This window comes from Streptomyces xantholiticus (assembly GCF_014651015.1).
GTDB lineage: Bacteria > Actinomycetota > Actinomycetes > Streptomycetales > Streptomycetaceae > Streptomyces > Streptomyces xantholiticus.
On the sequence record NZ_BMWB01000007.1, the window covers coordinates 88,675 to 114,958 of the forward strand.

26 protein-coding genes and 1 tRNA gene are annotated in these 26,284 nt (G+C 70.2%); 14 read left to right on the top strand and 13 right to left on the bottom strand.

What is annotated here, in order from left to right:
* Positions 1-369: 369 nt before the first annotated feature.
* Positions 370-576, top strand: a complete 207-nt coding sequence (locus IE198_RS13815) for a hypothetical protein (protein ID WP_189886260.1) — start codon at positions 370-372, stop codon at positions 574-576.
* A gap of 23 nt (positions 577-599) precedes the next feature.
* Here the strand turns inward: IE198_RS13815 and IE198_RS13820 are convergent, their stop codons facing one another.
* From IE198_RS13820 to IE198_RS13845, 6 genes are all read right to left on the bottom strand, one after another.
* Complete coding sequence (locus IE198_RS13820) at positions 600-1,112, bottom strand: large conductance mechanosensitive channel protein MscL (protein WP_189886262.1); 513 nt, start codon at positions 1,110-1,112, stop codon at positions 600-602.
* A gap of 123 nt (positions 1,113-1,235) precedes the next feature.
* Entirely contained in the window at positions 1,236-1,757 is a 522-nt protein-coding gene (locus tag IE198_RS13825) for an RcpC/CpaB family pilus assembly protein (protein ID WP_308426805.1), read from the bottom strand.
* Positions 1,758-2,056: 299 nt separating this feature from the next.
* Positions 2,057-2,920, bottom strand: coding sequence for an S-methyl-5'-thioadenosine phosphorylase (locus IE198_RS13830; protein ID WP_189886266.1), 864 nt, complete (start codon positions 2,918-2,920; stop codon positions 2,057-2,059).
* Between the two features lie 81 nt (positions 2,921-3,001).
* On the bottom strand, positions 3,002-3,325 hold the full coding sequence (locus IE198_RS13835; RefSeq protein WP_189886268.1) for an FmdB family zinc ribbon protein: 324 nt from the start codon (positions 3,323-3,325) through the stop codon (positions 3,002-3,004).
* A 68-nt stretch (positions 3,326-3,393) separates the two neighbouring features.
* A complete protein-coding gene (locus IE198_RS13840; RefSeq protein WP_189886270.1) occupies positions 3,394-4,665 on the bottom strand; it encodes an MFS transporter in 1,272 nt (423 codons plus the stop codon).
* A 270-nt stretch (positions 4,666-4,935) separates the two neighbouring features.
* Positions 4,936-6,447, bottom strand: a complete 1,512-nt coding sequence (locus IE198_RS13845; RefSeq protein WP_189886533.1) for a potassium/proton antiporter — start codon at positions 6,445-6,447, stop codon at positions 4,936-4,938.
* A gap of 216 nt (positions 6,448-6,663) precedes the next feature.
* Between IE198_RS13845 and IE198_RS13850 the strand changes: the two genes are divergently transcribed.
* Complete coding sequence (locus IE198_RS13850) at positions 6,664-9,453, top strand: penicillin acylase family protein (RefSeq protein WP_189886272.1); 2,790 nt, start codon at positions 6,664-6,666, stop codon at positions 9,451-9,453.
* Here IE198_RS13850 and IE198_RS13855 read toward each other — a convergent pair.
* On the bottom strand, positions 9,419-10,036 hold the full coding sequence (locus tag IE198_RS13855; protein WP_189886274.1) for a 5-formyltetrahydrofolate cyclo-ligase: 618 nt from the start codon (positions 10,034-10,036) through the stop codon (positions 9,419-9,421). The genes IE198_RS13850 and IE198_RS13855 overlap by 35 nt on opposite strands.
* A 93-nt stretch (positions 10,037-10,129) precedes the next feature.
* On the opposite strand from IE198_RS13855, the gene galU reads away from it, so the two are divergent.
* The 10 genes from galU to IE198_RS13905 all read left to right on the top strand — a co-directional run bounded on the left by galU (position 10,130) and on the right by IE198_RS13905 (position 18,960).
* The gene (gene galU, locus IE198_RS13860; RefSeq protein ID WP_189886276.1) at positions 10,130-11,056 is read left to right on the top strand and encodes a UTP--glucose-1-phosphate uridylyltransferase GalU; all 927 of its coding nucleotides are present in this window, start codon (positions 10,130-10,132) and stop codon (positions 11,054-11,056) included.
* A 4-nt stretch (positions 11,057-11,060) separates the two neighbouring features.
* Positions 11,061-12,362, top strand: coding sequence for a molybdotransferase-like divisome protein Glp (gene glp / locus IE198_RS13865; protein WP_189886278.1), 1,302 nt, complete (start codon positions 11,061-11,063; stop codon positions 12,360-12,362).
* 72 nt (positions 12,363-12,434) lie between these two features.
* Positions 12,435-12,944, top strand: a complete 510-nt coding sequence (moaC, locus tag IE198_RS13870; protein WP_189886280.1) for a cyclic pyranopterin monophosphate synthase MoaC — start codon at positions 12,435-12,437, stop codon at positions 12,942-12,944.
* Positions 12,941-13,447, top strand: coding sequence for a MogA/MoaB family molybdenum cofactor biosynthesis protein (locus IE198_RS13875; protein WP_189886282.1), 507 nt, complete (start codon positions 12,941-12,943; stop codon positions 13,445-13,447). Before moaC ends, IE198_RS13875 begins: the two co-directional genes overlap by 4 nt.
* Complete coding sequence (locus IE198_RS13880) at positions 13,444-14,073, top strand: GNAT family N-acetyltransferase (protein ID WP_189886284.1); 630 nt, start codon at positions 13,444-13,446, stop codon at positions 14,071-14,073. The genes IE198_RS13875 and IE198_RS13880 overlap by 4 nt, the downstream gene beginning before the upstream one ends.
* 136 nt (positions 14,074-14,209) lie before the next feature.
* Complete coding sequence (gene sepX / locus IE198_RS13885; protein ID WP_189886286.1) at positions 14,210-15,316, top strand: divisome protein SepX/GlpR; 1,107 nt, start codon at positions 14,210-14,212, stop codon at positions 15,314-15,316.
* Between the two features lie 114 nt (positions 15,317-15,430).
* Positions 15,431-15,504 (top strand) — tRNA-Ala (locus IE198_RS13890).
* Positions 15,505-16,345: 841 nt separating this feature from the next.
* Positions 16,346-16,771 (top strand): hypothetical protein, encoded by a 426-nt coding sequence (locus IE198_RS13895; protein WP_189886288.1) that lies wholly within the window; start codon positions 16,346-16,348, stop codon positions 16,769-16,771.
* Positions 16,771-18,126, top strand: a complete 1,356-nt coding sequence (locus tag IE198_RS13900; RefSeq protein ID WP_229833911.1) for a hypothetical protein — start codon at positions 16,771-16,773, stop codon at positions 18,124-18,126. Before IE198_RS13895 ends, IE198_RS13900 begins: the two co-directional genes overlap by 1 nt.
* A gap of 3 nt (positions 18,127-18,129) precedes the next feature.
* Complete coding sequence (locus IE198_RS13905) at positions 18,130-18,960, top strand: hypothetical protein (protein ID WP_189886290.1); 831 nt, start codon at positions 18,130-18,132, stop codon at positions 18,958-18,960.
* A gap of 259 nt (positions 18,961-19,219) precedes the next feature.
* Here the strand turns inward: IE198_RS13905 and IE198_RS13910 are convergent, their stop codons facing one another.
* Entirely contained in the window at positions 19,220-20,164 is a 945-nt protein-coding gene (locus tag IE198_RS13910; protein WP_189886292.1) for a trypsin-like serine peptidase, read from the bottom strand.
* Positions 20,165-20,273: 109 nt separating this feature from the next.
* Positions 20,274-20,762 carry a GNAT family N-acetyltransferase gene (locus IE198_RS13915; RefSeq protein ID WP_189886294.1) on the bottom strand — a complete coding sequence of 163 codons (489 nt, stop codon included), beginning with the start codon at positions 20,760-20,762 and terminating at the stop codon, positions 20,274-20,276.
* 117 nt (positions 20,763-20,879) lie between these two features.
* On the opposite strand from IE198_RS13915, the gene IE198_RS13920 reads away from it, so the two are divergent.
* Positions 20,880-21,677: an exodeoxyribonuclease III gene (locus IE198_RS13920; RefSeq protein ID WP_189886537.1), complete on the top strand. Its 798-nt coding sequence runs from the start codon at positions 20,880-20,882 to the stop codon at positions 21,675-21,677.
* A 101-nt stretch (positions 21,678-21,778) separates the two neighbouring features.
* Here the strand turns inward: IE198_RS13920 and IE198_RS13925 are convergent, their stop codons facing one another.
* From IE198_RS13925 to IE198_RS13940, 4 genes are all read right to left on the bottom strand, one after another.
* Positions 21,779-22,033, bottom strand: coding sequence for a hypothetical protein (locus IE198_RS13925; RefSeq protein ID WP_189886295.1), 255 nt, complete (start codon positions 22,031-22,033; stop codon positions 21,779-21,781).
* A gap of 106 nt (positions 22,034-22,139) precedes the next feature.
* Positions 22,140-23,021, bottom strand: coding sequence for an SDR family oxidoreductase (locus IE198_RS13930; protein ID WP_189886297.1), 882 nt, complete (start codon positions 23,019-23,021; stop codon positions 22,140-22,142).
* The gene (locus IE198_RS13935; RefSeq protein WP_189886299.1) at positions 23,018-23,956 is read right to left on the bottom strand and encodes an alpha/beta fold hydrolase; all 939 of its coding nucleotides are present in this window, start codon (positions 23,954-23,956) and stop codon (positions 23,018-23,020) included. The genes IE198_RS13930 and IE198_RS13935 overlap by 4 nt, the downstream gene beginning before the upstream one ends.
* Entirely contained in the window at positions 23,953-25,482 is a 1,530-nt protein-coding gene (locus IE198_RS13940; RefSeq protein ID WP_189886301.1) for a flavin-containing monooxygenase, read from the bottom strand. The genes IE198_RS13935 and IE198_RS13940 overlap by 4 nt, the downstream gene beginning before the upstream one ends.
* Positions 25,483-25,653: 171 nt before the next feature.
* On the opposite strand from IE198_RS13940, the gene IE198_RS13945 reads away from it, so the two are divergent.
* The gene (locus IE198_RS13945) at positions 25,654-26,280 is read left to right on the top strand and encodes a MerR family transcriptional regulator (protein WP_189886539.1); all 627 of its coding nucleotides are present in this window, start codon (positions 25,654-25,656) and stop codon (positions 26,278-26,280) included.
* Positions 26,281-26,284: the final 4 nt, after the last annotated feature.

Consider the following 26,284-nt stretch of genomic DNA (forward strand, 5'->3'; position numbering starts at 1 on the left):
GTGCTTGCCCAGCGCCCGCGGGACACCGCCTGCTCCACCGCCAATGACATCGGTCTCAAGGAGCGCTGTCCGCAGATCCGGTCCACGAGCGGCTACGGCGACCCGAGGGGCACGTATCGCGGGGCCGGGGGCTGGTACCGAGCAGGAACCCGAGCGGTCCTCGAAGCCCACCGCCCGTCCCGCACCGGAGAGCGCCGTCGTCGGCCGACTGGGGCCCGACCGGGGGGCAACGCGTGGATAAGGGGCAGGCCCGGCTCCGCTTGGTGGGATGCGGCCTTTCTCATCCTGTCGTTCCTCGTCGTCCTGGCCCTGTGGTGGCTCGGCCCGAAGGACCGCTGACAGGGCGGCGAGCCCGCGTACCCTGGAATCATGAGCACCGCCCCCGCCCCCGGACCGCGAGATGCGAAGCAGCCCGGACAGCAGCGACCCGAGCCGAGGCTGATCTTCGACGATCCGCTGGACCAGCAATCGGCGGACGATACGGACCGTGGGTGGGGTGAGCGGCCTCCCGCGAGCGGCGACAGCGCCGCCGATCTTGCGCGCTTCCTCGACGAGAAGCCGCCCCATCACATCTGAGTGCCGACGAAGCGGCCGTCGCCTCAGCGACCCTCGCCGGACCCCGGCGCACCCGACGGCTCGGCACCCCCGGAGCCTGGGGTGCCGGAACCGCGCTGCGCCACCAGGGCGTCGCGGATCTCCTTCAGCACCTCCAGTTCGGTGACCTCCAACGTCTCCCGCACACCCTCTCTCGCCTTTTGCGCGGCGGCGCGGCGGGCCAGGTACTTCGACATGGGCAGCACCATGAGGAAGTAGACGACGGCCGCGGTGATCAGGAACTGGAGGGTCGCGCCGAGCACGGAACCCCACATGATCTGTATGCCCTGCATCTCGCCGTCGACCACCGCGCAGGGGGCCTTCAGACAAGAGCTGTAGGCGTCCAGGTCCTTCGTTCCGAATGCGCCGACCAGCGGATTGATCACGCCCTTCACCACCGCGTTCACGATGTTGGTGAAGGCGGCACCGATGACGACCGCGACCGCGAGGTCGATCACGTTGCCGCGGAGAAGGAATGCCTTGAAGCCTTCGAGCACGCTCGGCTTCTTCTCGCTCACGAATGAGCCTCTTTTCATACCTGCAGCAGGGGAGGGGGACGGCTCCGCAACCTACGGCAGCGCCCGACCACCTTGTCCAATCCGTGCCCGTCCACACGCGACCTGGCACGGCATCAGTACGAGTCAGCACATCGTCACCGCCAGACGTGAGGTCGCCCCCGCACCGGCCAACTGCGTCGCCGTGGCACGCGGCACGGACAGGACGACCAGAGCCCCGCCGTCCGGGGAGTCGTCACCCGTGCCCGGAACCTCGGCCACCCGCACCCCGGATGCCACGACCTTCGCCTCGACGGGGTCGCCCGCAGGGGAGTCGGCGGCCGCAATGACATCGACGCGGTCCCCGGGCCGCAGCAGCCGCACCGTGGCCGCATCCGCGATGCGTACGGGGGCGGACACCAGGTCGGCGGCGGGCCGGGGACCGCGCCCCGGAGCCGCGGCGGTCGGCACACCCGTACCGGCCCCGCCGCGGGCCTCCTGCCCCGGGGGCCCTCCGGGAGCATCGGCTCCGCGTGCCGTGGACGCGGCCAGCGCTGCGGCCGTCACCGCCAGGCCCGCCGCCATCGTGCGCCGTTGCCGCCACAGCGCGCGCCGTAGCCGCTGTGCCCTGCCGCGGACGTGCAGCGGGGCGAACGGTGGTACGCCCAAGGGCTCCGGCGCGGGAGAAGGGGGAGGGGAGGAGGGGAGACAGGACATGTTGCGCACCGCCTTGTGGCCAGTGGCCCGAGCCCGGTGCCCGTGACCGACCGCTCTCCACGATCCACATTCCGATGCCGACCTGCAGCGGCCTGTGGACAGGCCGCCGCATGTGGACAACTCGCTCACCGACAAGGGTGAGTGGGCGTGATGGCGTCCGACGCGGCCGGGGCCCGGCAGCCGGCCGCGTCGGACGGAAACCCCTGCAGACCGCGGGTGCCGTGTGCGGGAGGGCCCCTCGCGGCAGCCGCCTACGGAAGCCGGAAACCCGGGTCCATGCCGTCCAGCGCACTGCCGCAGAAGCAGGAGCGCTCCTCGTTCGCCGGCAGCCCGGCCACCGCGTCGAACAGCACGGTCCTCAGCCGGTCGACATTGGCCGCGAACACCTTCAGCACCTCTTCGTGCGAGACGCCCTCGCCCGCTTCCGCACCCGCGTCGAGGTCCGTGACCAGCGTGATCGACGTGTAGCAGAGCTCCAGTTCACGGGCGAGAACCGCCTCCGGGTGCCCGGTCATGCCGACCACCGACCAGCCCATCGCCGCGTGCCACCGCGACTCCGCCCGGGTCGAGAACCGGGGCCCTTCGACGACCACGAGCGTCCCGCCGTCCACCGGCTCCCAGTCGCGCCCGCGCGCCGCCTCGAGCACCTTCCGTCGCCCGGTCGCGCAGTACGGGTCGGCGGGTGACACGTGCACCACGTTGGGGACGGTCCCGTCCGGCAGCGGCAGACCGTCGAAGTAGCTCTGCGGCCGGGACTTCGTACGGTCGACGAACTGGTCGGGCACGAGCAGCGTGCCGGGGCCGTACTCGGGGCGCAGGCCCCCGACCGCGCACGGGCCGAGCACCTGGCGGACCCCCACCGACCTGAGCGCCCAGAGGTTGGCGCGGTAGTTGATGCGGTGCGGCGGCAGATGATGGCCGCGCCCGTGGCGCGGCAGGAAGGCGACCCGCCGTCCCGCGATCTCACCGAGGAACAGCGAGTCGCTGGGCGGGCCGTACGGGGTCTCGACCTGGATCTCGGTGACGTCCTGCAGGAAGGAGTAGAGGCCGGAGCCGCCGATCACGCCGATGTCCGCCGGTCCGGCCGCTTCGCTTGCGTTCGAATGGGTCGCCATGGCGATCACAGTAGCCGCACGCGGACACGCCGAGGACCCCGCCGTGGTTGCTGCTCCGGCGGGGTCCTCGGAACGTAAGGATCAGGCGGCGGAGCCGGACGCGCTCGACGTGCTCGAGGACGACGAGGTGGTCGTCGACGAGGAGGCCGAGGACGACGCCTTGGAGTCCGACGACTTCGTGGCCGTCGCCGAAGAGGACGAGGACGCCGGTGAGCTGGTCGACGACGAGCCGCGGCTGTCGTTGCGGTAGAAGCCGGAACCCTTGAAGACGATGCCGACCGCGGAGAACACCTTCTTCAGGCGTCCGTCGCAGCTGGGGCATACGGTCAGGGCGTCATCGGTGAACTTCTGCACCGCCTCGAGGCCCTCGCCGCATTCGGTGCACTGGTACTGGTAGGTCGGCACTTGTCTTCCTCCTGGCACTCTCACTCGATGAGTGCTAACGACACTCCATACTGACGTATTCCGCCGGATCAGTCCACCGTCACCGGCACTCGGTGACCGATCCCACGTGCCGCGACCCGCCCCGAGGTCTTCGGCGCCAGCCGCGAACGCAGCACGACGAGGGTGGCCAGTGCGAGTGCGGTCCCCACCAGCGGCACGGCGAACCCGGCGCTCGCGCCGTATGTGTCGGCCAGTCGTCCGGCGACCGTCACGGCGGCCGCCTGGCCTAGCGCCACCGCGCCCGTCAGCCAGGTGAAGGCCTCGGTGCGGGCTGTGGCCGGGACCAGCGGGTCCACCAGCGTGTAGCCCGTGATAAGTGCCGGGGCGATGAAGAGGCCCACGACCAGGCCCAGTGCTCCGAGCAGTACGACGGAGTGCGCCGTCCACAGCAGGGACGCGGCGAGGGTGAGGCCGGCGTAGCCGATCACCAGTCGTCGGAGCGGCCCGGTCTTCCAGGCGATGGCCCCGACCGCGACACCGGCGAGCATGTTGCCCGCGGCGAAGAGCCCGTAGAGCAGGCCGTTCATGCCGGGCTGCCCGATCTCTTCGGTGAACGCCGTCAGGGAGACCTGCATGCCGCCGAAGACGGAGCCGATGCCGAGGAAGGCGACCGCCAGGACCCGCACCCCCGGTACGGACAGCGCGGACGTGCGCTTGGACCGTGCGTCGGTGAGGGAGTGGCCGTGGGCCGGCTGGGTGCGGCGCTGGGCCGCGAACAGCAGTCCGCCGGCCAGCGTGAGCACGGACTCGGCGATCAGGCCGGCCGCCGGGTGGGCGCCGGTGCACAGGGCGGTGGCCAGGACGGGGCCCACCACGAAGGTGAACTCGTCGGTCACCGACTCGAAGGCCGCGGCCGTCGACATCAGCGGCGAGCCCTGGAGCCGTGCCGCCCAGCGGGACCGCACCATCGGGCCGATCTGCGGAACGGAGGCGCCGGTCGGAACGGCCGCGGCGAACAGCGCCCACACAGGGGCGTCGGCCAGGGCGAGCACGGTGAGTGCGGCACCCGACGCCGCGTGCACGAGCACGCCGGGCACCAGTACGGCGCGCTGTCCGAAGCGGTCGGCGAGCTTGCCGCTCTGCGGCGCGAACAGTGCCATGGACACGCCGGTGACGGCCGCGACGGCGCCTGCGCTGCCGTACGAGCCGGTGGTGTGCTGCACCAGCAGGACGATGCTGATGGTGAGCATCGCGAAGGGCTGGCGGGCGGCGAATCCTGGAAGCAGGAACGTCCATGCGCCTGCGGTACGGAGCAGCTGCCCGTAACCGGGACGCGTGCCAGAAGCGACCGTGGACTCCACGGTCCTTGCCTTTCTGCCGCCTGGTAGCGCTCCCCTGGGTGTCGGGAGCCGCCGAGAGCTGTCCTCTTGCGCGGAACTGCGGTAGATACCGGGGTCCACTGCGGGGGACTCCGCGGCCGCCATACGGTCGCGCCAGCTCTGCGTCAGGCAGAGTTGGTCGATCAGTGTGCCTTCATGGTACAGGGACTTTGGCTGACGGCCCCGGGGAATGACAGGGATCACGTGCCGCATTCCTGCGATTTCTCACCGGCGCGCTGACCGACCCCTGCATCAACCGGATCTGCGACGGGTTCCCCCGCCGGTGCCGAGCCAGCCCGCCAGCTTGCCGCCCTGGCCGACCGCCCGCAGCCGCCGCTCCGCCGCGTCCCGGACCGGATCGGTCGCCACCACGAGCAGCTCGTCGCCGTGCCGCAGCGCGGTGGCCGGCAGCGGCACGAAGCTCTTCCCGTCCCGTACGACGAGGGTGACCGCGGCGCCCGCCGGGAGCCGCAGCTCCGCGACCTCGACCCCGTGCATCCGCGAGCCCTTGGGGATCGCGACCGACAGCAGGTGCCCCCGCAGCCGCTCCAGAGGCGCGGACTCGATGCCCAGGTCGGCCGCCTCCGACGGGTCCCCGAGTCGTAGCCGCTTCGCCAGCCAGGGCAGTGTCGGCCCCTGCACCAATGTGTAGACGACCACCAGGACGAAGACGATGTTGAAGATCCGGTCGTTGCCCTCGACCCCCGAGACCATGGGGATCGTCGCGAAAATGATGGGCACGGCCCCGCGGAGGCCCGCCCAGGACATCAGGACCTGCTCCCGCCACGGGATCGAGAAGGGGAGCAGGCTGATGAACACTCCGACCGGGCGTGCCACCGCGGTCAGCATCAGGCCCACCACCACCGCGGGCCAGAAGTCGCCGAGCAGCTCGTGCGGCGTCACCAGCAGGCCGAGCAGGACGAACATGCCGATCTGGGCGAGCCAGCCCAGGCCCTCTGCGAAGCCCCGGTTCGCCGGGGAGTGCGGCAGTTTGGCGTTCCCGAGGACCATCGAGGCGAGGTATACGGCGAGGAAGCCGCTGCCGTGGGCCATGGCGCCGGCCGCGTAGGCCATCACCGCGATGGCCATGACCGCGATCGGGTAGAGGCCGGACGCGGGCAGTGCCACGTGCCGCAGTGCGTACGCGCCGAGCCAGCCGGTCGCGAGACCGATGACCGCGCCGATCGCCAGTTCCAGGGCGATCTCGCCGACGAGCAGGTACCAGGAGTCCATCGGCCCGGTGGACGAGAAGGCCACCACCAGGATCACCACGGGGGCGTCGTTGAAACCGGATTCGGCCTCGAGTGCTCCCGTAACCCGGGAAGGCAGTCGCACTTTGCGCAGTACGGAGAAGACCGCGGCGGCGTCGGTCGACGAGACGACCGCGCCGACGATCAGCGCCTGCTGCCAGGGGAGGCCCACCAGATAGTGGGCGGCAGCGGCCGTCACCCCCACGCTCACCGCGACGCCGACCGTGGCCAGGGCGGCCGCAGCGGGCAGCGCGGGCCTGATCTCCTTCCACTTCGTGCCGAGTCCACCTTCGGCCAGGATCACGACGAGTGCGGCGTAGCCGATCACCTGTGTCAGTTCGGGGTCGTCGAACTGGAGCTCGAGCAGGCCGTCCTGGCCCATCGCGATGCCGATACCCAGGTACAGCAGCAGGCTGGGGAGGCCGCTGCGCGAGGAGACGCGCACGGCCGCCACGGCGATGAGCAGAACGAGCGAGCAGACGAGCAGAAGTTCGTTGAGCTGGTGGACAGTCAGTGGCCGATCCTTCCCCTTGCGCCGTGCGGCCGGATCCTCTTACCGGCGGGCACACTTCGTTACCTTACCTAATCTTTAACGCTTCCTTGACGGTGTGATGATCCGTTTGTCTGTGAATGGTCGGTGCCTTGTGGATACCGCGTCCGGGCGGGTCGGGGGCTGCGCCTAGAGTTGCCTCAGCATTCCCAGGACCACCCTGCCCCTCGAAGGACAGCGATGCCCGCCAACACAACCGCCTCTTCCCCCAAGAAGAAGGGGCGACGCGCCCGCCTGCTCCTGCTCGTCCTGGTGCTGGCGCTCGTCGCGGGCGTCGGATACGGGGCGTACTGGAGCATCAGTACGGTGCGTGCCTCGTTCCCGCAGACCACCGGGTCGATCCAACTCGAAGGACTCGGCGGCCAGGTCGAGGTCAAGCGGGACGGCTACGGCATTCCGCAGATCTACGCGGACAGCGACGAGGACCTGTTCCGAGCGCAGGGGTTCGTCCAGGCGCAGGACCGCTTCTGGGAGATGGACGTCCGCCGGCACATGACGGCCGGCCGGCTCTCCGAGATGTTCGGCCCCGGCCAGGTCGAGACCGATGCCTTCCTCCGCACACTCGGGTGGCGCCGCGTCGCGCAGCAGGAGTACGACACCAAGCTCTCGGCGGAGACCAAGAAGTACCTCCAGGCCTACTCGGAGGGTGTCAACGCGTATCTCAAGGAGCGCTCGGCCGAGGAGATCTCGGTCGAGTACGCGGCACTGTCCTTCACCAACGACTACAAGCCCGAGCCGTGGTCGCCGGTCGACTCGGTGGCCTGGCTGAAGGCGATGGCCTGGGACCTGCGCGGGAACATGGAGGACGAGATCGACCGCTCCCTGCTGACCAGCAGGCTGAGCGAGAAGCAGATCAAGGACCTGTACCCGTCCTATCCGTTCGACCGTAACAAGCCGATCGTCCAAGAGGGGGGCATCAGCCAGGTCACCGGCAAGTTCGACCCGGCGGCCAAGCCCTCCGACCTCGGCGACGGCTCGACCGACGCGAACACCGGCACCAGCGACGGCAACGGCACGGGAGACGGCGCCGGCAGCGCCGCGAACGCGGCCTCCGGTCTGAACTCGCAGCTGTCGGCGCTTTCCGACACCCTCGAAGCCATCCCGTCGCTCCTCGGCCCCAGCGGCAACGGCATCGGCTCCAACTCCTGGGTGGTCTCCGGCCGGTACACGACCACCGGCAAGCCTCTGCTGGCCAACGACCCGCACCTGGCGCCGCAGCTCCCCTCCCTCTGGTACCAGATGGGTCTGCACTGCCGTGAGACCTCCGCGAAGTGCCGGTACGACGTCGCGGGCTACACCTTCTCCGGCATGCCCGGCGTGATAATCGGCCACAACCAGGACATCGCCTGGGGCTTCACCAACCTCGGCGCCGACGTCACCGACCTGTACCTCGAAAAGCTCAGCGGCGACAGCTACCTGGTCGGTGGCGAGGAGAAGCAGCTGACCACCCGCAAGGAGGTCATCAAGGTCGCCGGCGGCACCAGCAAGACGATCACCGTCCGCTCCACCGGCCACGGCCCCCTGGTCTCCGACCGCAGCGACGAACTGGAGAAGGTTGGCGAGAAGGCCCCCGTGTCCAACGCCGCACCCGACCGCGGCGCAGGCTACGGCGTCGCCCTGCAGTGGACCGCGCTCCAGCCCGGCAACACCATGGACGCCGTCTTCGAGATCGACCGGGCGAGCGACTTCCAGAGCTTCCGCAAGGCCGCGCAGAAGTTCGAGGTGCCCTCGCAGAACCTGATCTACGCCGACACCGAGGGCAACATCGGTTACCAGGCCCCCGGCAGGATCCCGGTCCGGGCCGAGGGCGACGGCTCGATGCCCGCGCCCGGCTGGGACCCGGCGTACAAGTGGAGCGGTTACATCCCCTTCGACGAGCTGCCCTACGAGTACAACCCCGACCGCGGCTACGTCGTCACCGCCAACCAGGCCGTCATCGACGCCGAGAAGTACCCGTATCCGATCACCAAGGACTACGGCTACGGCGCCCGCAGCCAGCGCATCAACGACCTCATCGAGTCGAAGATCCAGGGTGGCGGCAAGATCTCCACCGAAGACATGCGCACCATGCAGACGGACAACAGCAGTGAGATCGCCAAGCTGCTGACGCCTTACCTGCTGAAGATCGACGTCTCCGACCCGTACGTCCGCGAGGCACAGAAGCTCCTGGAGGGCTGGGACTACACCCAGGAGCCGGACTCCGGTGCAGCCGCCTACTTCAACGCCGTGTGGCGCAACGTCCTCAAGCTGGCGTTCGGCAACAAGCTCCCCAAGGAGCTGCGGGTCGAGGGCGAGTGCCTCAGCGTGCGGCCCGCCGACAGCACCGCCCCGGACGACGACCTCGAGGAGCGGGTGCGCGAGTGCGGACAGCGCGACGCGGACTCGGCCCAGCCGGACGGCGGCGACCGCTGGTTCGAGGTGGTGCGCCGGCTGCTGAAGGACGAGGACAACGCGTGGTGGCAGTCGCCCAGGACGCGTACGGAGAAGGCGACGGACCACCGTGACGAGCTGCTCGGCCGTGCGATGGTGGACGCCCGCTGGGAGCTGACCGCCGAGCTGGGCAAGGACGCGTCCAGCTGGAGCTGGGGCCGTCTGCACCAGCTCACGCTGAAGAACCCGACGCTGGGCACCGAGGGCCCCGGCTTCCTTCAGTTCATGCTCAACCGCGGCCCGTGGAACCTGGGCGGCGGTGAGGCCGCGGTGAACGCCACCGGGTGGAACGCGGCAGGCGGTTACGAGGTCGTGTGGGTCCCCTCGATGCGGATGGTCGTCAACGTCGGCGACTGGGACGAGTCCCGGTGGGTCAACCTCACCGGTGCGTCCGGTCACGCGTACAGCGCGCACTACACCGACCAGACCGAGAAGTGGGCCGACGGCGAGCTGCTGGACTGGGTCTACAGCGCTGACGCGGTGTCGGCCGGGACCGCCGACACGCTCACCCTCCACCCGCCGGGCCAGTCGGTCCCGTGAAGCGGCTGACGCCCCTGGGCGTCACCACCGCGTGCACGGGGTGGTCGTGGGGTTCCACCGGGACCCGCTCGACCACCTCGTTCGCGTAGAGGAGCACCACGAGCGCCGGGTCCGCCCCGGCGGCGGTCAGGCGCGCGAGGACACGGTCGTACGAGCCGCCGCCGCGCCCGAGCCGCATGCCGCGGGCGTCCACGGCGAGGCCGGGCAGCAGTACGGCGTCCGCCGTGACGACGGCGTCCGGGCCGAGCCGTTCCCCGGCCGGCTCCAGCAGCCCGCGCCCGGCGGGCTCCAGACGGTCCGGGCCCTGGTAGGCACCCCAGTCGAGGTCGTTGTCGGCCAGCAGTACCGGCAGCAGGACACGTACGCCGCGGGCGTGCAGCGCGTCGAGCAGCGCGCGCGTGCCGGGCTCGCGCCCGACGGAGACATAGGCGGCGACGGTGCCGGCGTCCGCCAACTCGGGCAGTTCCAAGGCGTGTCGCGCGAGAACCGCGGCGGTCTCCTGGACGTCCTGCTCGGACAGGAGCCGTCGTGCGCCGAGAAGTTCGGCCCGCAGCTCACTTTTTTCCGACATGTCGGCGTTCATTGACCACCCGTAAACATCTGGTACACCTCTTTATGGGGACGAAATTAACCGGAGCATCATCTTCCGCCCATGCGCAGCAGTTATTGTCTGCGCATGACTCAGTCGCACCCCAGGATCAGCAAGGCTGTCATCCCTGCCGCAGGCCTCGGCACCCGGTTCCTGCCTGCCACGAAAGCCACTCCCAAAGAGATGCTGCCTGTGGTCGACAAGCCCGCGATCCAGTACGTCGTCGAGGAGGCCGTCTCCGCCGGCCTCTCCGACGTGCTCATGATCACAGGGCGCAACAAGCGCCCCCTCGAGGACCACTTCGACCGCAACTACGAGCTCGAGGAGGCGCTCTCCCGCAAGGGTGACGCCGGCAGGCTCGCCAAGGTCCAGGAGTCCAGCGACCTCGCGACCATGCACTACGTACGCCAGGGCGACCCGCGCGGCCTCGGCCACGCCGTGCTCTGTGCCGCACCACACGTCGGTGACCAGCCCTTCGCGGTCCTCCTCGGCGACGACCTGATCGATCCGCGGGACCCGCTGCTGGCGCGCATGGTCGAGGTGCAGGAGCGTGAGGGCGGCAGTGTCATCGCGCTGATGGAGGTCGACCCGGCCCAGATCCACCTCTACGGCTGCGCCGCAGTGAAGCCCACCGGCGAGAGCGACGTCGTCAAGGTCACCGATCTGGTGGAGAAGCCGGACCCGGCGGACGCGCCCAGCAATCTTGCGATCATCGGCCGCTATGTCCTCGACCCCGCCGTCTTCGCCATACTGCGCGAGACGGAGCCGGGCCGTGGCGGCGAGATCCAGCTCACCGACGCCCTCCAGAAGCTCGCGGAGGCCGAGCAGTCGGCCGCGGGCGGGGCCGGGAGCGCGGGCGGCGCGGTGCACGGCGTGATCTTCAAGGGCCGCCGCTATGACACAGGTGACCGCGGCGACTATCTGCGTGCCATTGTCAGACTCGCGTGCGAACGTGAGGACCTGGGCCCGGAATTCCGGGACTGGCTTCGCAGTTATGTGACCGAGGAGATGTAGGACCGTGAGCAGCACGACCTGGTCGGTCGACGACCACCTCGAGGACATCCTCGCCGCGATCCGCCCGCTCGACCCGATCGAGCTGCAGCTGCCGGACGCGCAGGGCTGTGTCCTCGTCGAGGACGTCACCGTCCCGGTCGCGCTGCCGCCGTTCGACAACAGCTCCATGGACGGGTACGCGGTCCGGGTCGCCGATGTCGCGGGCGCCACGGAGGAGTCTCCCTCCGTCCTCACGGTCATCGGTGACGTGGCCGCCGGCAGCGACGGACCGCCCACCGTCGGCCCCGGCCAGGCCGCCCGCATCATGACCGGAGCCCCCCTGCCGCCCGGCGCGCAGGCCGTCGTACCGGTCGAGTGGACCGACGGTGGCACCGGCGGAGGAGCCGCCAGGACCATGCGTCCCGCCGGCGAGGCCCCCGAGGGCGCGAGCGGCGAGGTCCGTGTCCACCGGCCCGTCGAGGAGCGCGCCCATGTACGCGCCCGCGGCAGCGACGTACAGGCGGGCGACCTCGCCCTCGAGGCGGGCACGGTCCTCGGACCGCCCCAGATCGGGCTGCTCGCCGCGATCGGCCGCCACGTGGTGCGCGTCCGTCCCCGCCCTCGTGTGGTGGTCCTGTCGACCGGCAGCGAACTGGTCCAGCCCGGCGAGGAGTTGACCGAGGGCAGGATCTACGACTCCAACAGCTTCGCGCTCGCCGCCGCCGCGCGGGACGCGGGTGCGATTTCCTACCGGGTCGGCGCGGTCACCGACGACGCGGAGATCCTGCGCGCCACCATCGAGGACCAGCTCGTCCGCGCCGACCTGCTGGTCACCACGGGCGGCGTGAGTGTCGGCGCGTACGACGTGGTCAAGGAGGCGCTCTCCTCGGTCGGCGACGAGGGCGAGCCGGGCGGCGGGATCGACTTCCGCAAGCTCGCCATGCAGCCGGGCAAGCCCCAGGGCTTCGGCTCCATCGGCCCGGATCACACACCGCTGCTGGCCCTGCCCGGCAATCCGGTGTCGTCGTACGTCTCCTTCGAGCTGTTCGTCCGCCCCGCGATCCGTACGCTCATGGGCCTGCCGGACGTGCATCGCCCCACCGTCCGCGCCGTGCTCAAGGCGGACGCGGCGCTCGGCTCCCCGGCCGGCAAGCGCCAGTTCCTCCGCGGCGCCTACGACGCCCAATCCGGCAGCGTCAGCCCGGTCGGCGGCTCCGGCTCCCATCTGATCGCGGCACTCGCCCATGCCGACTGTCTGATCGTCGTCCCGGAGGCCGAGACGTCGGTGGAGCCCGGCACGGAGGTCGGTGTGGTCCTCCTGGGGTGACCGGCCCCCTGTGGCGGTACCGTGTCAGACCACACAGGCCCTGACGGGACCGGACCGGGAGCACAGGCGCACATGAGCACGCAAGGCAGGCTGACGCACATCGACGAGGCGGGGGCGGCCCGCATGGTCGACGTATCCGGGAAGGACGTCACCGCCCGCACCGCGCGTGCCACCGGCCGCGTCCTGGTCTCGTCGCACGTGGTGGAGCTGCTGCGCGGCGAGGGGGTTCCCAAGGGCGACGCCCTCGCCACGGCACGGATCGCCGGGATCATGGGCGCGAAGCGCACACCCGACCTGATCCCGCTCTGCCACCCGCTCTCCGTCTCCGGGGTGAAGCTCGAGCTGTCGGTCGCCGACGACGCGGTCGAGATCGCCGCCACCGTGAAGACGACGGACCGTACGGGCGTGGAGATGGAGGCGCTCACCGCGGTCTCCGTCGCCGCCCTCACGGTCGTGGACATGATCAAGGCCGTCGACAAGGCGGCAGTCATCACCGACATTCGGGTCGAGGAGAAGACCGGCGGCAAGTCCGGCGACTGGACCCGCGAGGCATCACAGGGAGCGCAGGAGGCGCGCGCATGACGGCCGCCCACGCCACCGCCCCGTACCGGGCGCTCGTGGTGACCGCCTCCAACCGGGCGTCCGCCGGGGTGTACGAGGACAAGGGCGGCCCGCTCATCGCCGCGAAGCTCACCGCGCTCGGCTTCGCAGTCGACGGCCCCCGGGTCGTCCCGGACGGCGGTCCGGTCGGCGACGCGCTGCGCGAGGGCGTGGCCGACCGGTACGACGTCATTGTCACCACCGGCGGCACAGGCATCTCGCCCACGGACCGCACTCCTGACGTCACCCGCTCCCTCCTCGACCACGAGGTCCCCGGAATCCCGGAGGCGATCCGCGCCCACGGGCGTGAGAAGGTGCCCGCCGCCGTGCTGTCCCGCGGTGTCGCCGGTGTCGCCGGCCGCACGCTGATCGTCAACCTCCCGGGATCCACCGGGGGTGTACGGGACGGGCTCGCCGTACTGGAGCAGATCCTGCGCCACGCCGTCGATCAGCTGCGCGGTGGCGACCATCCCAGCGAGTCATGAGCGTCAGCTGGCCTGTCGTCCTGGTGGACGGTGACGTCACCCTCCGCCCCATAAGGCTGCGCGACCAGCGGATCTGGCGTGAGGTCAACCGGCGCAACCGTGACTGGCTGCGCCCCTGGGAGGCCACGATCCCGCCGCCCGCCCCGGGCGGTCCGCTCATCCAGCGTCCGACGTACCGGCAGATGGTCCGTCATCTGCGCTCGGAGGCGAACGCGGGCCGGGTGTTGCCCTTCGTCGTCGAGTACCAGGACCGGCTGGTCGGGCAGCTGACCGTGGCCGGAATCACCTGGGGTTCGATGTGCTCGGGTCATGTCGGCTACTGGGTCGACCGCAGCGTCGCGGGGCGCGGGGTCATGCCGACGGCCGTCGCTCTCGCCGTGGACCACTGCTTCCGCTCGATCGGTCTGCACCGGATCGAGGTCTGCATTCGGCCCGAGAACGGACCCAGCCGCCGGGTCGTGGAGAAACTCGGATTCCGCGAAGAGGGTCTGCGCCCCCGTTATCTCCACATCGACGGCGCATGGCGGGACCACCTCGTCTTTGCGCTGACGGCAGAGGAGGTGCCGGAAGGGATGGTCAACCGCTGGCACCAGGTACGACCTGGAACCGCCCCCGGAATAAAATAAACGTTCGAATTTGGCCGCCCTCGGCCATGAATCGATCCGAACAATCACAAAAAAAGTCCTTGATATCAGCCAGATCGTGCGACACACCGGGCCAATTGGCGGATGCCCTGGTGCGAATCCCTCTACGGTGTGTTGCGTGAGCAGCAGCGGCCTCATCTACGCAGTCATCGTCGGGGCCTGGGCCGCCTACTTGGTGCCGATGTGGCTCCGCAGGCAGGACGAGCTGAACGAAGCCCGTCCCACGGAACGCTTCTCCACCGCCATCCGGCTGCTGTCCGGACGAGCGGCGATGGAGCGCCGGTACGCCAAGGAGCTGCAGGAACGCACCGCCGAGCAGCCCGAGCACGGCGCGGACCCGGACGCCGCCACGGACCGTTTGAGTTCCGTGGACGTCCGGGCCTTCGCCGCGCCCCGCACCGAAGTCCGCCGGGACACCCCCGAGGGTGCCGAGCAGGAGACGGACCGGCCCGCCCGGAACCCGGCCCGTCGCCCGGACCCGCGCCAGCGGGCCGACCGCGCCGCGGCCGCCGAGCGCGCGCGGCGCAGCCAGGTCCTCGCCCGGCGCAGACGTACGACCACGGTCCTCTTCCTGGCCTTCACCCTCGGCGCTGTGGTCGCCGCCGTCGGCGGGCTCGGCTTCCTGTGGGCGCCTGCCGTCCCGGCGGTGCTCCTCAGCGCCTACATCATGCAGATGCGCGCTCAGGAACGGCGGCGCTTCGCGTTCACGATGGACCGGCGGCGGGCCGAGGCCGCGGCCCAGCGGCTGCGGGAGAACCGTCCGCGCCGACACCAGGTGACGGTGGACGCAGCCCAGCCCGACGCGGTGCCCACCGAGCACGCCGAGCCCGAGCCCTCGCCGAGGCTCTCCCCGCAGGAGGCGGGCCGCCGCGCGCTGGTCGAGCAGACGGACCACGCGGAATGGGTGGACCAGCAGCGCCAGCGCGGCCCCGTGACCGGCGAGAGCTGGGAACCGGTCCCGGTGCCGCTGCCGACGTACGTCACCGCCCCTGTGGCACCGCGTGCCTCGAGCGGCGTGGACGTCAGCGACCCGGAGACGTGGAGCGCGGCCCGCTCCTCGACGGCCGAGCCGACGCCGGCCCAGCAGCGTGAGACGCCCGACCCGGCCGCCGACCCTGCCTCGGGCCGCCGCGCGCCCCAGCCTCGCCGTGCCCGTGAGCGTGGCCGCACGCCGCTCTTCGACCAGTACGCGGACCAGGACCGGCCGCGCGCGGCCAACGAGTGACGTCGGCCGGCGCGTGACGCCGCCTCCGGGCGGTGTCCGTGACCTGCGCAGGGACCTGCCGGGAACGGATTTCCAAGCACCCCGACCGGGATGCTAGAGTTTCACTCGTTGCAAGGGCCTGTGGCGCAGTCTGGTAGCGCACCTCGTTCGCATCGAGGGGGTCTGGGGTTCAAATCCCCACAGGTCCACCGCAGCTGAGAGCCTCTGCCGGATCCATCCGGCAGAGGCTCTCGCCTTTCGTGCGGTGGCCACGTACAGCAACTGGGTCCAAGACGTTCAGTGTTGCCTGTCAGCTCCCATCGCGGTGGCCTGTCAGCTCTCATCGCGCAGGCGGCCGTCGCCGAGGCGATCGGGATCCCCCCCCTACGGTCTCCGAGCACCGTCTGGCCGCCGTCGAGCAGTGGGCGTCCCTGCCGTGAGTGCGCGGATCCAGGACGAGCTGGTGGCGATCCTGTCCGAGCAGGGCACAGTGATGACCGCCGTGGAGCTGGCCCATGAGCTGCGTGCTCGGCACGGACGGCGACCCCGCCGACACGCTCGCCCCGGCGCGCAGGGGGCAGCGGCATGACCGAGTCGGTGATGAATCCCGCAACCCCTTCCGTGCCGGGCTCTGTAACCAGGCCCGCCGCCACCGCCTCCCGGGCACCTTGCCTGCTTCCGTGGCCGTCGCCGGAAGGCAGGCCTGCTTCCTCATACGACTCCATGTCCACGTACGGCGAGGTGCGTTACGCAGGGATCAGGCTCGCCGAGTGCCTGAGCGACGCCCTGCGCGTAGCGAAGTCCCGTGGCCTGTGCCTCCGGTCTCGAACGGCGACGCCGCCGACGCCGCGGACGGTGCCGGCAACGACGACGGCCTGGACGACACCGACACCACCTCCGACTCTCACACCCCGACGCAACTGAAAGCCTGACGATCACGCCAGTCGCGGCACTCGTCGCCATCGCCGCTTATACGAAGGCGAGTTGTCGGAGGCCGGTTGTACGGTTGATGTGAACCGCCGACCAAGCGCACGTGTAGATGGGGGATACATGTCGTTCGCGGATGAGTGGAGTCAGCTCAAGGAAGACGCACTGCGCAGACGCGATGCGGGCATGGAACTCGCCTCGGCGAGTGGTGGACCCGCCCCCACGCCGACCCTTCAGGGCACGGATCTCGGCCTGGCGGACGCGCCGCTTCGTTCAAGGGCTTCCGGACTGCACGTCGCGCAGGGTGAGGCACGCGGCAAGTCGAAGCTCGACGACGCCGAGGCCGTGGGGAAGACCCATTCCGGGTGGGACGCCGGAGCCGCCAGCAACGACTGTGTGGCTGCCTGGCAGAAACGTCTCCACCAGCTCAGTGACCTTGTTGAGGACGCGGCGAAGGCGCTGACGAAGGGCATGGACGCGCAGATCAGCGAGGACGGCTCCATCGCGGCGAAGCTCAGGAAGTCCGCCGACTGGCTGGAGGACGCCTGATGGTGGTCTCCGTCAACGACCTCGACTCCGCGAAGCCCCAGCAGTGGCGGGAAGCGGCCGACGACGTCCTGGGAGCGGCCAAGCAGTGCGACGGTCTCGCCGGTTATGCCCGTGACGAGATCGCCGCCACCCTGCGGCAGTGCTGGGTGGGCGATGGCGGCCGTGCCGCACGGGACACGTTCGTCAAGCACGGGGACGACTACGAAGCGGCAGGCCTCGCTCTGCGTGCCATGGCGCGGGCCTACGACGACCTTGCGGCCGGCATCGAGAACGCGCAGCGCGACCTGCAGAGCGGCCTCGACTATGCGCGCCGGAACGGGCTCAAGGTCGACGAGAGCGGCAGAGTCGACTTCGCGCAGCCGACCGTGCTGGGGCCCGAGAGTCCGGAGCGCGAGAAGCTGCAGCATGCGCACAGCGTCATATCGGATGCCCTGGCGAAGGCCGATCGCGCAGACCTGGAGGCGGCCCGCGCGCTGCGGACCGTTGAGGGTCTGACCAGGATCAGCGACCCGAAACTGGTCCGAGAAGCACTGGACGGCAACAGCCCACTGAGCATCGCGCTGCGCCTGGACGGAGGGCTGGACGGCATCCACCCGATCAATGTCCCGCCGAACGTGCTCAACGCGGTGAAGCTCGCGTCCGCGGAGACCGGGATCAGCAGGAAGCTGCTGCTGGCCATCCTGTGGCAGGAGCAGCAGTGGTACCAGAACCACAACCCCAGCCTTCGCGGGCCGCTCACCGAGTTCGGCCGCTTCTTCAACTGGGGACTGACTCTCTATCCCAAACCGGATAAATCGTTGGGTATCACCCATATGAAGCTGCCCACGGCCCGGGCGGTCATTGAGGAGTACCCGGACAGGTTCCGGCTGACGGACGGCAGGTCTTTGGGCGACCTGAGCGACGCCGAGCTCGCTGCCGAGATCGAGGCCGACCCGGAACTCGACGTGCGGCTGTCCGCGTACCACCTCGCCCAGCTGCGGGAGAATCCATATGGATCGGACACCGACAAGCAGCTTTTCACTCTGTATGCCGCGGATACTCCGGACGTTCGGGAACGGAACGAGCAGTCCGGAGATGATTCCGACTCCCGGGGCGGCGACATCAAGGCCCGTGGCATGAATTGGGACAGGATCGAGCCCCACCTGGACGACGCGATGGCGTGGGAAGACCTGAGCGACGAGGAACGTGCGCGGGCCATCAATCAGGTTGAATCGGAGACACCGGCAGGGCACCACGTGTCCATCGAGCCGATCTACAGCGCCGGCAGCCAGACCACCGGCACCGGTACAGGTGAGCCGGAGCCGGGTACACCGTCGCCGAGTCCCGGCCCGCCGCCCACGCCTCCTGGAGACTGAACGATGAGGAAGACGGGAATTGCAGGAGCAGCCTGTCTCCTGCTTCTGGCGCTGACGGCGTGCGACGCGTTCACGCGCAGCAGTGGGGCGCCGCCGACGCCGCTCCCGGGGAATGTGCCGGAGCGGCCCAGGTTCGCCACCGCCGATGACGTCGTCGTCGCGCTGCAGCGAAATGGCGTCGACTGCGAGGTGCTGCGCCGCAGGCAGGGACAGGCCGGCTCGGGCAGCAGTCTGGACTGCGTCTTCGAGGACCACGGCGCGACGGTCGAGACGGAGATCTCGGTGTTCGACACGGACGTCGTCAAAGAGGGAGAGATCGGACGGTCGGTCTACAGCCGCAGAACGCCGCCTCGCGGCCAGATGCTGGTGGCGGCGGGCAACTGGTACATCCGCGTCCTGCCGGGCGACTCTCCGATCGCCGCGCAGAAGGTCGCCACAGCACTGGACGCGGTCGTCCTCCCGCCGTTGCGCCCCCTGCCCACCATTCCGGCCGACCCCCGCTACCGGAACGTCGACGCCCTTGCCGATGCGCTGGACGCGGCAGTCACCTGCTCACAGCGCCAGAAGACCGACAAGGGCACGCTCCTCTGCGTGACGAAGGCGCCGAAGAACCCGACCTGCAGCGATCCGTCGGAAGGACGCGACGCGCATCTCACCCTCCACCGCACCAGCGCGGAACGAGACGATCACCTGCGGATGCTGCTTGCCGAGACACGTAGCCCGCGCCACTTCGTCGCCGCCGGGAACTGGACGATTCAACTGTGCGACGCCTCCACCGGGCGGACAATCGCCGACAGCCTGGGCGGCACCACCATCGATCACGATCCGAGCTGACGAATCCACCGACTCCTGCACCAGTTGCGGTGGAGAAGTCGCTCAGCGGCGCCGCACCGGCAAAGGCTGTCCTGGGGAGCGGGGCCGCGTTGAACACCACGAAGGCTGTCTGCCTCGTACCTGTCGCCACTCCGAGGGAGCTTCGCGGGCCCCAGGCAGCAGGCTGTGGCGGCCTTGGCGGGCGGCTCGGCAAGGGGCCTGGCGGACTCTTCCGCCAGGCCCCCTTCTTGTACCGGTTCGGCGATGGGGCCTCACCGCATCAGGACGCCTGCGCCTTGTCGTAGACCGCCTTCGCCTCCGGACCGAAGTACGGGCCGAACATGCGGTTCGGCAGGAACCGGTAGCCGAAACTGTTCACCGAGACCTGAAGGCCGGTGCCGGAGGACTCGTCGAAGGACTCGAACCAGGGGCCGCCGCTGGAGCCACCAGTCATGTTGCAGCCGAGGCTGTGGTCCTGGGAGAAGAGGAAGTCCTTCGAGCTGTTGCCGCTGCAGTGGATCAGCTTGCTGCCGTCGTACGGATCCGCCGCCGGGAAGCCGAAGGCGTACATGGCCTTGTTGTAGCCGCCGTTGAACTTCAGGCCCTGCGCCCCGACCGCCTGGGCGAGCGTCTTGCCGTCTCTCGGGGCGACGACGGCGGCGCCGACGTCGTAGTTGATGTCCTCGCTCGCCGCCCACTGGTCGGTGGCGAGCGTCTTGGTGGCGCTCCACTGTCCGTTGGGGGCCTGGCCGTTGTTGTAGCTGGGGACGAAGACCCAGTTGGTGTGCCAGGAACCCTGGTACTTCACGCAGTGGCCGGCGGTCATGACCGTGCTGCCGTTCTGGCTGGTGACCGAGTTGCCGGAACAGGAGGCGGTACGGCCCTGGAAGGTGAAGAAGACCCGGCCGGACGTCTTCACCACCGCGCCGCCACCGGTCCACGGCCCGCCGGCCTGGGGGAAGGAGGTGGGGCCGATGACGGTCTCCGTACCGGCCGGAACGGGTGCCCGGAAGGGGCCGGGGGTGGAGTGGACCAGGTCGAGCGGGGTGGCGCCGCGCATCCGTTCGGCGGTCCAGAAGCCCTCGGCCGCCTGCTGCGGCGCGAAGGAAGCGGGGGGTACGGGGGAGGGGGAGGAGGCGGCGCTCGCGGGGGTGGCGAACAGCGCCCCGGCGAGCAGGGCGCCGACGGCGGCGAGGACCGAGGCGGCGAAGCGGTGGCGTCTCACGCATGTCTCCTTCTGCCGTGCCCGCCCGCGGACGTGCTCGGGCGGGGAGGGGGCGAGGCGGTGCGGATCGGCGTGCGTGAGGCAGAGTGCCACGAATCCCGGATCTATGTCAGGGGCGCGTCAAAAGCTTGGCCATGCAGAGGCTGCTCTCGTACTCCCGGTAGTGACCGAATTTCGCGCAGGGCTCGTAGCCGCTGGAGGCGTAGAGCGCGATCGCCTCCGGCTGCATGTCCCCGGTCTCCAGCACCATGCGGGTCCGGCCGGCCGCCCGGGCGTCCTCCTCGAGCGCGGCGAGAATTCGTCGGGCCAGGCCCAGACCGCGTGCCTCGGGTATCACGTACATGCGCTTGAGCTCGGCGTCGCCGTCCGAGTAGCCCTCGGGGTTCGCGTCCTGGGTGCGCCAGCCGCCGGTCGCCAGGGGGTGGTCCTGATGGTTGTAGGCGATGAGATAAAGGCCACGCGGCGGCACGAACATCGAGGCGTCGAGCGGCGTGGCGTCGCCCTCCCCGTCCCCGTAACGCTCGACGTACTCGAGCTGGACCTGGTCATTGAGCTTGACGGCGTCCGGGTGGTCGAAGCCCACAGTTCTGACATGCATGCCGGAAAGCGTACGTGTATGCGAATGCTCCCGGCCGGTATCGTGCCGGGATGCTCACCGTGACCTCCGCCGGCGCGTCGGCGGGCTCACGCCGCTCCTGAACCCTTGGACCATGTCTTGCTCACCGTGACCTCCGTGAATGTGAACGGTCTCCGTGCCGCCGCGAAGAAGGGCTTCGCCGAGTGGCTGGCCACGACCGCCGCCGACGCGATCTGCCTCCAGGAGGTACGCGCCACCGCCGACCAGCTGCCGGCCGAGGTGCGGGAGCCCGACGGCTGGTTCACGGTGCACGCCCCCGCAGCGGCCAAGGGCCGAGCGGGCGTCTCCCTCTACACGAGGCGGGAACCCGACGCGGTGCGGATCGGGTTCGGCTCGAGCGAGTTCGACGGCAGCGGCCGGTATGTCGAGGCCGACCTGCCGGGAGTCACGGTCGCCAGCCTGTATCTGCCGTCCGGCGAGGTCGGCACGGAGCGGCAGGACGAGAAGATGCGCTTCATGGGCGAGTTCCTGCCGTATCTGAAGGAGTTGCGGTGTCGCGCGGCGGCGGACGGCCGGGAGGTCGTCGTCTGCGGTGACTGGAACATCGCGCACCGTGAGGCCGACCTCAGGAACTGGAAGGGCAACAGGAAGAACTCCGGGTTCCTGCCCGAGGAACGGGAGTGGCTCGGCCGCGTCTTCGACGAGGCGGAGTACGTCGACGTGGTCCGCGCCCTCCACCCCGACCAGGAGGGCCCGTACACGTGGTGGTCCTACCGCGGCCGCGCCTTCGACAACGACACGGGCTGGCGCATCGACTACCAGGTGGCGACGGCCGGTCTGGCGCGGCGAGCGGTGAAGTCGTGGGTGGAACGGGCGGCGACGCACGGCGAACGGTGGTCGGACCACGCGCCCGTGACAGCGGTCTACGAGAACTGAGGCCGCCCGAAAGTGAGTTGGTGGCCGAGCACAGCAAAGGCGCACCCGCTGTGGGCGGGTGCGCCCTTCGTCCGCAGAGCCGCAGGGCCTACGCCGTCTCGTCAGACGTCGTAGTCCTCGAGCCTGTCGCGGCGCTCGCGCATCGGGTCCTCGCCACGCTCGCGCGTCGGGTCCTCGCCACGCTCCCGCATGGACTCCCTGGACCGGCCGCCCTGCTGCTCGCGGCCCTGCGTCCGCTCGGAGGCCTCCTCCCGGGCGCGGCGCGCGCGCTGCTGGGGGTCTGCCTTGCCGGACTTCTGCTTCGCCTGGTCCGCGAGCTCGTTGGCCTTGTCCTTGAACTGGTCTGAGATGCCCATGAGATGTCACTCCTAAGGGGGTGTGGGGGGTCGGAAGCAGTCATGCCTCCGAGGCTGCGACCAGCCTGGCACGCACCGACAAAGCACGCATTTCGATCAGTGACGCTCAGTGGCTCTCCGTGCGTACGGCCTCGTCAGCGGCCCCACCGGCCCCTACGAGGCCCCTCGGGACCGAGCCGAGACGGGGCTCGAAACGGCGCATCTCGCGCTGTCCCACCGTCCCGATGACCGACGGGAGGTAGCCGCGGATCGACTGCATCCCGCGCAGCCACCACTGCCCGTAGACATGCGCGGAACGGCGTTCGATGCCCGCCACGATCCGGTCCACCGCGGGACCCAGCGGGTACGTGCGGTTCGACGGCCACGGCAGCCGCTGCCGCAGCTCCCGCATCACGTCGTCCTGGTCGGCGCCGCGCACCATGTCGGTGTCGGTCCAGGACAGATAACCGACGCCGACCCGCACACCGCGGTGGCCGACCTCCCCCCGCAGGCAGTGCGCGAACGCCTCCACACCCGACTTGGACGCGCAGTACGCGGACATCATCGGCGCGGGGGTGATCGCGGCGAGCGACGCGATCTGCAGGAAGTAGCCGCGACTCTCCAGCAGTGCGGGCAGAAACGCCCGTCCGGTCACGGCACTTCCGATCAGGTTGACCTCGATCACGCGCCGCCAGGAGACCGGGTCGGAGTGCACGAACGGCCCGCCGGACGCCACGCCGGCGTTCGCGACGACGATGTCGACCTTGCCGAAGCGCTCCTTGACCTCCTGCGCCACCCGCGCCATCGCCTCGTGGTCGGTGACGTCGGCGTGCCATTGGTCGGCCTCGGTGTGCAGCCGGGCAGCGACCTTCTTCAGCTCGTCGGGCTCCAGGCCGACGAGCGCCACCTTCGCACCGCGCGCGGAGAGCTTGCGCGCCAGCAGCCCGCCGACGCCGCGCGCCGCGCCCGTGACGACCACGACCTGTCCCTCAAGGCTCACCCTGCTCATGCGGCCTCCTCCTTCACGTCCAGGTACGCAACGACCAGCTCGCGGATCTTGGTGCTGACGGCCTCCGGGGCCTCCACCGGTGTCATGTGGCCCATCCCGGCCAGCTCCACCAGCTCGAGGCACTGCGGGAGTTCGGCGGCCAGCCGCTTGGCGTGCACGATCGGCGTGAGCCGGTCGGCCGTGCCGCCGAGCACGACTGCGGGCACACCCAGCTCCCTTACCCCCTCGTCCAGGTCGAGCCCGCCGAGGACGTGCGACCAGGCCACCCGCACTGCCCGCGGGCAGGCGTGCACGATGCGGGCGCATTCGTCGACCCGCTCCGGCGCGGACGCAGCGCCCATGGTCGCGTACTTGAGGATGCGGCGGGACACCGGCGTGACGGGGCCGAGCGGGGCGCGGGCCCCCAGGATCAGATGCGTCAGCCTCGTCCGCAGCCGCCCGGCCCGCATCGGCAGCACCAGGGACTCGTCCACGAGGCGTGCGCTGCCCGTGCTGCACAGCAGCACCGCGGCCGCGTGCTGACGGAAGCCGGCCCGCCCGGACGCGGCCATCATGGTCATGCCGCCCATGGAGTGGCCCGCGAGGACGGCCTTCTCGCCCGGGGCCAGTACGGCTGCGAGCACGGCCTCCAGGTCGTCGGCGAGCTTCTCGGTGCCGACTGCCCCGGCCGGTGTGCGGCCGTGACCGCGCTGGTCGTAGACGACGACGCGGTGGTCCGCCGCCAGGTCCCGTATCTGCGCGGCCCAGAAGAGGGTGGAGCAGGTCCAGCCGTGGGCCAGCACGACCGGGGGCGCGCCTTCGGGGCCGTGCACCTCGATGTGGATGCGCGCTCCGTCGGCGGAGACCGCGGTCAGTTCGCGGTCGGCGACGGGCGGGGCGTCCTGGCGGCGCGGCCGGAAGTGCCTTGCGGGCCGGAGGCTCCGGGGCAGGCTCATACGACGGCCTCCGTGTCCTGGGTGACGATCTCGGCGACCGGCTTCCTGCGGGCGGCCCTGATCACTTCGTACTCGGAGAGGTCCACGTGCCGCGTCGCGCTGCGGAACTCGGTCGTGGTGCCCGGCCAGATGGTGGTGTTGCGGCCGCTCGCGTCCAGGTACCAGCTGGTGCAGCCGCCGGTGTTCCACACGGTCCGCTTCATCCGCTCCTGCACACGGCGGTTCCACGCGTGGACGGAGGACGGGCGGGCCGCGAGGGCGGAGCCCTCGCCGAGGAGGTTCAACTGCCGCATGTAGTCGGCCATGTAGTTCAGCTGGGACTCGATCATCAGGATCATGGAGGAGTTCCCGAGCCCGGTGTTCGGACCGATGATCGTCATCCAGTTGGGGAAGCCGGCCGCGGTCGCGCCCCGCAGCGACTCCATGCCGTCCTTCCACACCTCGGCGAGCGTGGTGCCCTCCGCGCCGACGACCCGCTCGGCGATCGGCATGTCGGTGACACGGAAGCCCGTGCCGAAGATGATCACGTCGGCCTCGGTCTGCGTGCCGTCCGCCGCGACCACCGTGGAGCCGCGCACTTCCTTGAGACCGGAGGCGACGACGTCCACATTGGGCTGTGCGAGCGCCGGGTAGTAGGTGCTGGAGAGCAGGATGCGCTTGCAGCCGATGCGGTACGAGGGCGTCAGCTTGGCCCGCAGTGCCGGGTCCTTGATGGCCTTGTGCATATTCGCCTTGGCGATCCGCTCGACGAGGCCGAGCTCGTTCGGCCGCTTGGTGAAGGCTTGGACCTGCAGCTCCCTGATGCCCCAGAGCAGTCCCCGCCGCGCCGTCCCGGTGATCGGCAGTTGCCGGTGCAGCCAGCGCTCCGCCCCGGAGATCTTCCGGTCGACGCGCGGCATCACCCACGCAGGAGTGCGCTGGAAGAGGGTGAGCCTGCCGACCTCCGGCTGGATCGAGGGCACGATCTGGATCGCGGACGCGCCCGTGCCGATCATCGCGACGCGCTTGCCTCGCAGGTCGTGGTCGTGGTCCCAGCGGGCCGAGTGGAAGACCTTGCCGGGGAAGTCGGCGAGTCCCGGGACATCGGGCGTCTTCGGGTCGGACAGCGGCCCGGTCGCCGAGACGACGACATCCGCGGTGAGCGTGCCCCGGGAGGTCTCGATCTCCCAGCGCAGCGCGTCGGTGTCCCAGCGCATCATCAGCACCTCGTGCTTCAGCCGCAGGTGCGGGCGGAGCCGGAAGGTGTCCGTCACATGCTCCAGGTAGGCGCGGATGTGTTCCTGGCCGGAGAAGGTGCGGGGCCAGTCCGGGTTGGGCGCGAAGGAGAACGAGTACAGGTGTGAGGGCACATCACAGGCGCAGCCCGGGTAGCTGTTGTCCCGCCACGTGCCGCCGACCGAGTCCGCGCGTTCCAGGACGACGAAGTCGGTGATTCCCTCGCGGCGCAGCCGGACGGCCGCCCCGAGGCCACCGAATCCGGATCCGATCACCGCCACCCGTACGTGTTCGTGCTGCTGCTGGCCCATGCCGCCGCCTCCCGCTGGAACGTCCCGTGCAGAACCCAAAAACGCTGCCAGCGATCACTGGCATGGTTGGGAGGGTAGAGCAGCTCCATACCGAGCGGTAGGGGTAGGGCGCGACAAGTTACCGGCGGTACAACATAGGCTTCCGGTGTGACGGAAGCGCGCGAGTACCGCATGGAGGAATTGGCCAAGGAGGCCGGGATCACGGTGCGCACCCTGCGCTTCTACCGCGAGCGCGGGCTGATACCGCCACCGCGCCGTGAGGGCAGGATCGCCTGGTACGACGACCATCACCTGGCCAGGCTCCGCACGATCGCCGCCCTGCTGGAGCGTGGCCACACCCTCAACGGCATCGCCGACCTGGCCACCGCCTTCGAGAGCGGACGCGACGTCGGAGAGGTCCTCGGCCTCGGCGAACCGACCGAGGAGACGCCCGTCCGCCTCACCCCTGAAGCACTCGCCGACTACTTCGAGGGCGAGGTCACCCCGGAGAACCTGGCCACCGCGCTCGAACTCGGCTATCTGGCCACCGACGGCGAGCAGATCGTCCACATCAGCCGCCGTCTGCTGGACGTCTCTGCCGCGCTGGTGCGCGAAGGCGTCCCGCTGGCGGCCGTGCTGGAGACGGGCCGCCAGGTGAGGGTGCACGCGGACGCCCTGGCCGAACTGTTCATCGGTGTGTTGACCGAACACGGCGCCGACGGCGGACTGGAGAAGCTGCGCCCGCTTGCGAAGAGCGTCGTCGAGGCGGAGCTGTCCATGGCGATGGACCGCCGCCTGCGGACGCCGCCCCGCCCCTGAGCGG